Source organism: Bacillus sp. P4_D3 (assembly GCF_056401855.1).
Genome location: NZ_JBFUIN010000113.1, coordinates 1 through 8803, shown reverse-complemented (window position 1 = coordinate 8803; position 8803 = coordinate 1). Strand labels below are relative to the sequence as shown.

Sequence of the window (8803 nt, the reverse complement as noted above, 5' to 3'; positions counted from 1 at the left end):
CGTGCTGCTTGGTTAATTGCGTATTGCGTATTAATCGCATTAATTGAGATACCGTATAATTGGTTTGTTTTCATTAAATCTAGCATTTCTGTCGTTACGTCCACACTATTTCCATCTTTATTCGTTTGCATTGATTTCGTTTGAATCTTTGCATATGTATTTTTCGCATTTACTGTTGGTAAGTGCATTTCATTCGTTTGATATAAGTCTGAATTACTCTTTAAATCCGCAGCATTTTTTTTGAATAGCGGATTATTCATATTCATTTGTTCAGCAAATGTTACATCTTGTGCTTTAAACCCTGGTGTATTCGCATTTGCAATATTACTAGAAACAGTATTTCGCTTCGTTACTAAATAATTCATATAATGACTAACATCACTAACTAAGTCCGGCATATTCCACACCCTTCTTTTTTCCATCATGCTCGCTTACGGCATGATCATCCACTGATGGAAGTTTCACTTTATTATTCATTTCCTTATATGTATTTATTAAAATGTTATCTATTATGTACCCTTTCATATTTTATTCCATTTTCCCATTGTTGTCTTTAGAAAAATACAAAAATATATAAAAGAATAAAAAAACTGTATTCACTTAGTAATCTATATAACATTTCTATATAAGAACAATAAAATAAATTTCTTTTTTTTATTATTTAGATTATTTCTGTTTTTTCATTACAGTCATAAAGTGAAACCTCAATCAGCGGAACGCTTTTATTCAAACAACGGAATGGATTCCCCTTATAATAAGGAGAACCCGTTTCCATACTTTACAATTAATATTTACCGTAAAACGAATTAGCTTTCATTCGTCCATCATTTGTCATAATCATTTCTTCCAAAATCTTTTGCTTATCTCGAATATGTTGAGCTGCCTTTATTATTAATGGACTCACTTCCGCTGCAACATCTGCTCGCGTCTTTTCATCCAAGGTCATCATCCAGCGATTTAACATAGCACTTTTCTCAGCAAATTCTTCATCTGACACTTGTAATTCACCGATTTCATTAAAACAGCCGACAAACGCTCGATAAATATCATTGTTCATTTTCGAGTGCTCCGCGGTAACCGTCTATTAAATCTTGTAACACTTGCACAATCGCATCCATGTCTTTTACTTCACGCGTTACTTTCATCGTCTGAATTTGAATGCTAATCCAATCGTATAAACCGAATAGACTATCATACAAATCTTTAGTAATCTCAGGATTTAATTGAAGCTTTAACTCTTCAAAAATACGTTCTAATTTTTCAAGAAGTGCATCTCCTTCTTGTAGTTTAAAAGTATTTAAAAGCTCTTCTAAATTACGAAACTCAACGATACATCTTTCATAAATAAAAATTGTATTTTTAATTGGATTACTCGTCATAATATCATTTTGCATATAACGTTGCCATGCTTGCATACGATCACTTCCTCAACTTTCATTAATCATCACTTTTTTGTTTTGTCATTGCTTTAATTGTTTTTAGTTGGCTATCTAGCGCCGCTAATGTACTTTCTAGCTTTTGATACTTCTTCACAATCTCATCTTGTTTTTGCAGATTTTGTGTTTCAATATCTTTAATCTTTTTATCTAAATCACTTACACGTGAATCGATGTTTTTTACATGCTCTCCGACTACACCTTTATCACCAAATAGTTTATCAAGTGGTTCTTCCATCATCTTCCCTAAACCGTTAGAACCAAAGAAAAATTGCTTCGCTGCATCCGGCTTGTCTTTTAACGCTTGTGTTAATTTTTCATCATTAACTTCCATCGTCCCGTCTTGCTTTAATTGAATTCCAAATGAAAACAAATAATTACCGTCTTGAGAAAATGTTACGATGTTATTCATCGCTTGACGTACACTTTGCATAATAGCTTGACCTTGGAAGGCTCCACCTTTTCCAGCAAAAATATCTATTGTAGAAACAGCTTTATTATAATCAGCTACCATTTTTTTAATAATATTTGATGCGTCTGTTACATTTGAATCACTTACTGTAAACTTCAGATCAATACCTTTTACTTYTGAATCTGTTGTTGTACCTGCATCTGATTTTTCTTCACCTGGTTTTTCGTCTACTTTTGGCTCCGTTACTTTTAACAATTCAATTTTCACGCCAGGAAGAGCTTCAATTGTATTCGTAGGACTTTTGTCCTCGATACCGTTAATACTATATATAGCATTTTTTGCTTCATTAATAGTATTTAATTTCATTTCCGTCTTAGTTTCACTGTCTTGATTTGTGCCTGTCCCTTTAATTTCCACCTCTGAATAAAATAGTTCAGTAAGTACGTTAGGTGGTGTACTTGCTAATTTAATAGCGTTTGCCTCTCCTTCTTTCGTAGAGGACATAAAAATTTTATTACCAAGTGTATATGCTGATACCCCATAATCCCCATCATTAATTTTATTAATTAAATCTTTATATGTCATATCAGTTGTTACTTTTAGTTCTTTATCGCCTAGTTTTATTGTTTCATTTCTTGGAAGCTTCTCATTTATATTATCAATAGAATTAGAAGCTATTTGATGACGCTGTGCGAGCTGTGTAATCATCATATTAAAAGTTCCTGCAATCGCTCCACCATCAGCTTTTACATTAATATAACCGTCTTGTGTTGTTGTAACTTTTTTCTCATTCCCTTTAAAAGCCGCTAAGTTTTTAAATGTTTGTGTGAAAGAACTAAATTCTGATTTTAAACTTGTGTATAATAGTTTATCTTGTGAAAGTTGGTTCTTTTCATTAGCATACGGTGTTTTTCTCATATCTAACGCTTGCATTTCTAATTCTACAAAGTTAGATGTATCGATCATATTATTTCCGAGGTTCCAGATCTGTTGTCTACCGCCAATACCTGTTAATGTCCCTGCCATGTTGTCTCACTCCTTATTGTTTACATGTAGTCTAAAATACTCGTTTTACTCATCGTACTAACCGCTTTAAGCGTCGCTTCATACGTTGCATTGATATATGCTAGGTCAGAAATTGCTACCGCCAAATCGACATCTTCAATTTCTTTACGGTTTTCTTGAAGTGCTAAATTTTGCTCGCTTAAAATCGTTTTAAACGTCTCCATTGTATTCATAGTTGAACCAACTTCAGTTGTACGGTTAATGATGCTATCTAAGTTTTTCTTATTTTCTCCTAATAGTGGTTGCAAAGCTTTTTGATCACCGTTATTCAGCGCTTCACTCATCTGTTTTAACGTTTTTATAACCGGTGATAATAATTCTTCTCCGTTACGAAATGCTTTTAATTCATAGCCATCATTTAGTTGCCAGTTCACATCATTTTTTCCACCTTGATACGTACCATCTTCTGTGAATGGAACTTGCTCAGCACTATCACCACCGAAAATATAACGGCCTTGCTCTTTCGTATTCGCTAAATATACAACTTGTTTTAAAATTTGATCAATCTCTGCACCGATTGCCTTCAATTCTTTTTCGCTATTTGTTCCATTTAACGCTTGCACTGTTAATTGATCCGCTCTTGTTAAAGATTTAAAAACACCTTGTAAAGTATTTTCAGTTTGTGTTAATACATTTTTCGAATCCGCTAAATCTTTTTGCATTTGTTCAATATTTGCTAAAGAATGCTGAATCGCAAATGATTTGCTTGCCGCAAGTGGATCTTCACTCATAAGAAGGTTTTTCTTCCCAGAAGTTACTTGATTTCGGTGGTATTGCTGTTGCACATTCAAATCCATCATCTGATTCTTTGCCCAGTTTGCATTTTGAAACGTAGATACTCTCATCCATCATCTTCTCCTTTATCTATATTTGACTTAGCGCGGGGAAGCAACCACAATTTTATACAGCTATTTTCTTCCCTACCATTCAATTATTTCATATCTCTGGTCTCACATCGCTCGCCCACTAATAGGCACTGTGACCGCCTCTATCTAACTCAGGACCCTCTCTCTAATCATAAAAAAAGGGCCTCGTTTCTATTTGACATGGCTGTTCTCTAACCTAACCTATCCCACAACCACTTCATATCTCTGGTCTCACATCGCTTGGTCCACTAATAGGCACTGACCGCCTCTATCTAACGCAGGACCCTCTCTCTACACATAAAAAAAGCTCTTTTTCATTTTTATTTAACACGAGGACGATACATTTACTACACATGGCTTTCCTCTTAGCTAACTTATCATTCAATCATTTCATATCTCTGGTCTTACACGGCTTGGTCCACTAAAAGGCTCTGTCCGCTTCCACCCTATGCAGGACCCTCTCTCTACACATAAAAAAAGGGGCTTCGTTTCTACCTCGCGTTATCTAATAATCGAAAACAGACTGTCAAATACTTCATTCATCGTTGTAATGGCCTTAGAGTTTGCCACGAAGTATTTCTGGAAGGCCATTAAATTAACCATTTCTTCTTCCATATTGACGCCTTCTATACTCATCTTTTCTTGCTGAATACCTTCTAATAAGTCTTTATGAATATTTTGATAAGCATTCACTGCACTTTTATCAGAAGCTACACCAACTATGAATTGGTCTAACGCTTGTTTATAAGAAAGACCTTCTTTATAATCTCCATCTGTAATTCCTGCCAGTTTATTTGCTGTTTCAGCAGAAATTTTCATTTTTGAAACATCTTTTGCGAATTCAGGATTTAACTGAATATCTTTCGCATGATCTCCAACGAAGAAATCTTTTCCCATCACTGTATTCACTTGATTTTTCACAGAACTCATTAAGTCTTCAATATGTTTCTTATAACTAGCAATCTTTCCTTTCGTATCTATTGCTGATTGAATGGCTCCACCTGTTAAAGGAATATCCGATCCATAAATCGCAACAGTCATCGGTTCGCTCCCCTTATTTAATTGAAGTGGATATGTGTCTTGTCCATTTACTGTTAAAACGCCATTCATTCTAACACTCGCGATATTAGGATTCATAGATTCATAAGACACTTCTATATTGGCATATTTAGACATCTCTGTAATAATACGATCACGTTCATCTAATAGTTGATTAGGTACTTGTGTCCCTGCCTGTCCAATTTTTTTATTCGCTTCTGCTAAACTAGCACCAAGACGATTAAATTCATTGACATGCGCTTCAATATCTTCTGTCGTCTGTACTTCCGCTGTATCTAAGTTTTTCGCAAGACGATTTATTTGACTTGTGAACTTTCCAGTTTCAGCAACTAATGTATCGTAGTAGTTTGATTGTTCTGGATTTTTCGCAACTTCACGAAAAGCATTAAAAAAACCATCCATTAAACTAGATAATGAATTCTTTCCTGTAGTTCCTACCATAGACTCTACTCGTGATAAAGTAGAATTCATATATGCATAGTAAGAGAACTGTGACAACTGATCATTAAATTGCTTCGTTTTCACTTCATCAGTAATTCGGTCAACACCTAATGTTTGTACACCCGAACCAATTCTCTGTCCTGGCGTATGACCATTACTTGCTCCTACAGACCCTAAATTCACGGCTTGACGCACATAACCAGGCGTATGAATGTTAGATAAGTTTTGTTTCGTCGTTTGTAATCCCATTTGGGCCGCTAGCATACCAGATAGCGGTGTATTATAATCAGATAACCTCATAATGCTTCACTTCTCCTTTACAATAGTTCATTCATAAAGATTTGCGAATTATTGTTTTTCTCCAAATTGTATTCAGAAACGGAATCTACAATACTCTCTGTAGTTTTTAATAGTACGTTTAAGTAATATTGATTTTTCAAAAGGATCATTTTTACATTTTCTTCTAATTCATTTAAACTTTTTTGTAATTCTTCTATTTTTTCAATTTCTTCCGGTGAAAAATACGAAAATAGCGAACGCATACGCAATGGTTCGACTTTCTTTTCTTCACAAAACTGAACAACCATCTCCTCAAAAGAGCGAGATAATCCTTTTACACCTTCTATGTACTGCAATTGTTCCACTTGCAGCTTTTGAACTGCATTTACATTTTTATGTTTTAAATTCTCATATATTTGTTCTCCAAGCGTTTGAATATTTTCATATGCTTTTTGAATGATAACAAGCTTTTCATATAATTGTATGTACATATAGCTTCCTTCCCTTTTACAAGACTAAATTTACAATTAAACCATGAATTTCTCCAATTTGATTTAACATTTCTAAATGCCCTGTTTTCGTATTAATTAAATTCATAACATCTTCCATTTCATTTAATCCCACTTCAGCTTGTTTTACAATTGTCATTTTTTGCGAATATCCATAACGCGGATGACGAGACATAACGTCTTTATATTGCAGTAAGTTATCAACGTAAAAATTCAAAAATGATTTCACAGTATTTTTGTATTCCATAACATTATCAAGCGTTAACTCTAATTCAATTTTCTCTTTAATTTCCCCAATGTTATCAACTAGCGCTTCCATTTGTTCTAACAATTTATCTTTTTTCGGATCTGCATGCAAATTATCCGAAAATGCAAGTCCTGTCCTGACATTTGCTTCTTTCGGCATTTGAGTAGCAGGCGGTATATGCGATAAAATTGGATTATGCGAGATAGAACGTAGCATATATATCACCTATTTATTTTTTTATTTCTTTCAAAACTTAATCGTAAAATCCAGTTATTTATAATTATACTCTGAACACTCATATTTTGCAGTTATTTTTTATAGAAGATATGTTACAATTTAGCATGAGGTGGCACAAATCTATGAATATTTTTCTTTGTGGTTCAAATCAATTAACAGCATTAGATCAAGAAGAAATAAAAAAATTTTTAATTGACTATGCTCACAAACATAAAATTTACATATTATGCTATAAAGCTATTGAAAATGAAGTTCTTCGTTTTTTCATTGAAAACGAAAGACTCGCTCAAAATTTATGCCTTTATACGCTACAACCGTTACATGTATTAACAGACGAATTTCAAGAAGTCGTTGATTATTTAAAAAAACACGGGGCTGAATATATTGCTTTTGATCATCCTTCCGACTCCATTTATCGATCAGATTATATGTTTTTTGTAAAGCAAATTGTCGAAGATACTGATTTAGTTCTCTGTTTTTATAATGGGGATAAACATACGTCTGTCATTCCTATTGACATTGCAAAAGAAGCAGGAGTTGACGCCGTTATTTATGATTTACCAGGCTTACATGAAAAGCAGATGAAAAAAAGCTTTGAACAAAAAATTCGTATGATGTAAAGGGGGAGGCACAATATCGTTATTGTGCCTATTGTAAATATGAAAACTGAACAAGATTATGATCATTTTATTACGAGTTTTAAACAGCTATTTAATATGGATATCGCTTCCTATAAGCAAGATAGAATGCGCAGAAGAATCGATGCTTTCATTTCAAGAAAAGGTTTTGACAATTATATAAAATTTTTAAACAGTTTACGCACCGATCAAACATTATTTTTAAGTTTTATTGACTACATTACGATTAACGTTTCAGAGTTTTTCAGAAATAAAGAACGCTGGCAAACACTAGAGACAAAAGCTCTACCAAAGCTACTTGAACAAAATAACGGCAAATTAAAAATTTGGAGTGCTGCTTGTGCTGCCGGTGAAGAACCATATACGCTTTCTTTAATATTATCGAAGCATCTAGCTCCATTTCGTTATAATATTCAAGCAACGGATCTTGATTTTCATGTTTTAGAAACTGCAAAACGTGGTCAATATACCGAACGCTCTTTGAAAGAATTACCTAATGATTTAAAACAACGTCATTTCACAAAAGAAGATGATACATATATATTGCATCAAAATATTAAACAGCAAGTTACATTCAAACAACATGATTTATTAATGCAGACATTTGATACGAACTACGACTTAATCATTTGTCGAAATGTAATGATTTACTTTACAGAAGAAGCCAGAATAAAGCTCTATGAAAAATTTAGTCGTTCTTTACGAAAAGGCGGCGTACTATTCGTTGGTAGCACAGAACAAATTTTAACACCCGAACGCTACAACCTTCAGCGTTTTGATACATTCTTCTACGAAAAAATATAGAAAAAGGTCGTCATAATTGAAATGACGACCTTTTTTTATTATATAATACGAATCAATATAATACCTATAACCCATATAAAGAGAAATAGAGCTGTAACAGACCATTTATGCTCTTGAATCGTATGTTTCAACGCATGCGATAATTGCGTCATATTCATTTCTGCAAGTGCTCTCCACACACTTGCATCACGTTCTTTAGAAATGCGATCCGTACCGCTAATTAAAATTGTTTCGTTAGACAATTTTGTCATGTAAGCTGTAATAACTGTGATCATTAAATTCGTATTTCCTTCTGATGTATCTTGTTCCACTCTAAAAATGAGCGCACTTACATCAAGTAACGGAATATGCACTTTTCTTCCAAACGAAAGCTGCACTTCAGCAAAATCATACGTTCCGTCTAATAACGGAACTCCCTTTATATGCGCTTGTTTAATAAGCCCATGCAAACTTCTAACAATCTGTTCATATATTTTTTCCGATTGCTTTCCTTCCTCGGACAACATATGTAGCTTTGAAAACAACTGCAACACTGYATCCATTTCTTTAGAAAGCATTTCTTTTACAATCTTTCCATCACCTAAACTCGCAAGTATAATCCCTATTTCATTATTTTTCGAAATGATTTGGGACTGCCCCGTAAACACAAGGTTACTTTGTTTTCGTTCTTTCTGAATTTCATGTTCTGAAATAGCTGCAGGCTGTTTTAATGGGTGTAGCGTCTTATTTTCAATTGTAGTACGTTTAATTTCCATTTAAGCGCCTCCACTACTATCAAATTATTAGCCCCACTCTTTATTACTCTTTAAA

11 protein-coding genes are annotated in these 8803 nt (G+C 33.7%); 2 read left to right on the top strand and 9 right to left on the bottom strand.

Annotated elements, in window-relative coordinates:
* The 8 genes from flgB to AC1DTM_RS13675 form a co-directional block, all read right to left on the bottom strand.
* Nucleotides 1–398, bottom strand: a 398-nt coding sequence (flgB, locus tag AC1DTM_RS13710) for a flagellar basal body rod protein FlgB (RefSeq protein ID WP_477000355.1), incomplete at its 3' end; no start/stop codon positions are given.
* 386 nt (nucleotides 399–784) lie between these two features.
* Complete coding sequence (locus tag AC1DTM_RS13705) at nucleotides 785–1057, bottom strand: hypothetical protein (protein ID WP_002201054.1); 273 nt, start codon at nucleotides 1055–1057, stop codon at nucleotides 785–787.
* Nucleotides 1047–1415: a flagellar export chaperone FliS gene (locus tag AC1DTM_RS13700; protein WP_016104388.1), complete on the bottom strand. Its 369-nt coding sequence runs from the start codon at nucleotides 1413–1415 to the stop codon at nucleotides 1047–1049. Before AC1DTM_RS13700 ends, AC1DTM_RS13705 begins: the two co-directional genes overlap by 11 nt.
* A gap of 22 nt (nucleotides 1416–1437) precedes the next feature.
* Complete coding sequence (locus AC1DTM_RS13695) at nucleotides 1438–2874, bottom strand: flagellar hook-associated protein 2 (protein WP_477000354.1); 1437 nt, start codon at nucleotides 2872–2874, stop codon at nucleotides 1438–1440.
* 20 nt (nucleotides 2875–2894) lie between these two features.
* A complete protein-coding gene (locus tag AC1DTM_RS13690; protein ID WP_002149158.1) occupies nucleotides 2895–3758 on the bottom strand; it encodes a flagellar hook-associated protein 3 in 864 nt (287 codons plus the stop codon).
* A gap of 522 nt (nucleotides 3759–4280) precedes the next feature.
* A complete protein-coding gene (flgK, locus tag AC1DTM_RS13685; RefSeq protein ID WP_016104386.1) occupies nucleotides 4281–5579 on the bottom strand; it encodes a flagellar hook-associated protein FlgK in 1299 nt (432 codons plus the stop codon).
* 17 nt (nucleotides 5580–5596) lie between these two features.
* Nucleotides 5597–6049 carry a flagellar export chaperone FlgN gene (flgN, locus tag AC1DTM_RS13680; RefSeq protein ID WP_016104385.1) on the bottom strand — a complete coding sequence of 151 codons (453 nt, stop codon included), beginning with the start codon at nucleotides 6047–6049 and terminating at the stop codon, nucleotides 5597–5599.
* 16 nt (nucleotides 6050–6065) lie between these two features.
* Nucleotides 6066–6530 carry a YaaR family protein gene (locus AC1DTM_RS13675; protein ID WP_002149161.1) on the bottom strand — a complete coding sequence of 155 codons (465 nt, stop codon included), beginning with the start codon at nucleotides 6528–6530 and terminating at the stop codon, nucleotides 6066–6068.
* Between the two features lie 143 nt (nucleotides 6531–6673).
* Here AC1DTM_RS13675 and AC1DTM_RS13670 point away from each other — a divergent pair, with 143 nt between their 5' ends.
* On the top strand, nucleotides 6674–7171 hold the full coding sequence (locus AC1DTM_RS13670; protein WP_002201059.1) for a flagellar motor switch protein FliG: 498 nt from the start codon (nucleotides 6674–6676) through the stop codon (nucleotides 7169–7171).
* A 39-nt stretch (nucleotides 7172–7210) separates the two neighbouring features.
* Complete coding sequence (locus tag AC1DTM_RS13665) at nucleotides 7211–7993, top strand: CheR family methyltransferase (RefSeq protein ID WP_016104384.1); 783 nt, start codon at nucleotides 7211–7213, stop codon at nucleotides 7991–7993.
* Nucleotides 7994–8031: 38 nt separating this feature from the next.
* On the opposite strand, the gene AC1DTM_RS13660 is transcribed toward AC1DTM_RS13665, so the two are convergent.
* Entirely contained in the window at nucleotides 8032–8748 is a 717-nt protein-coding gene (locus AC1DTM_RS13660) for a hypothetical protein (protein WP_477000353.1), read from the bottom strand.
* Nucleotides 8749–8803: the final 55 nt, after the last annotated feature.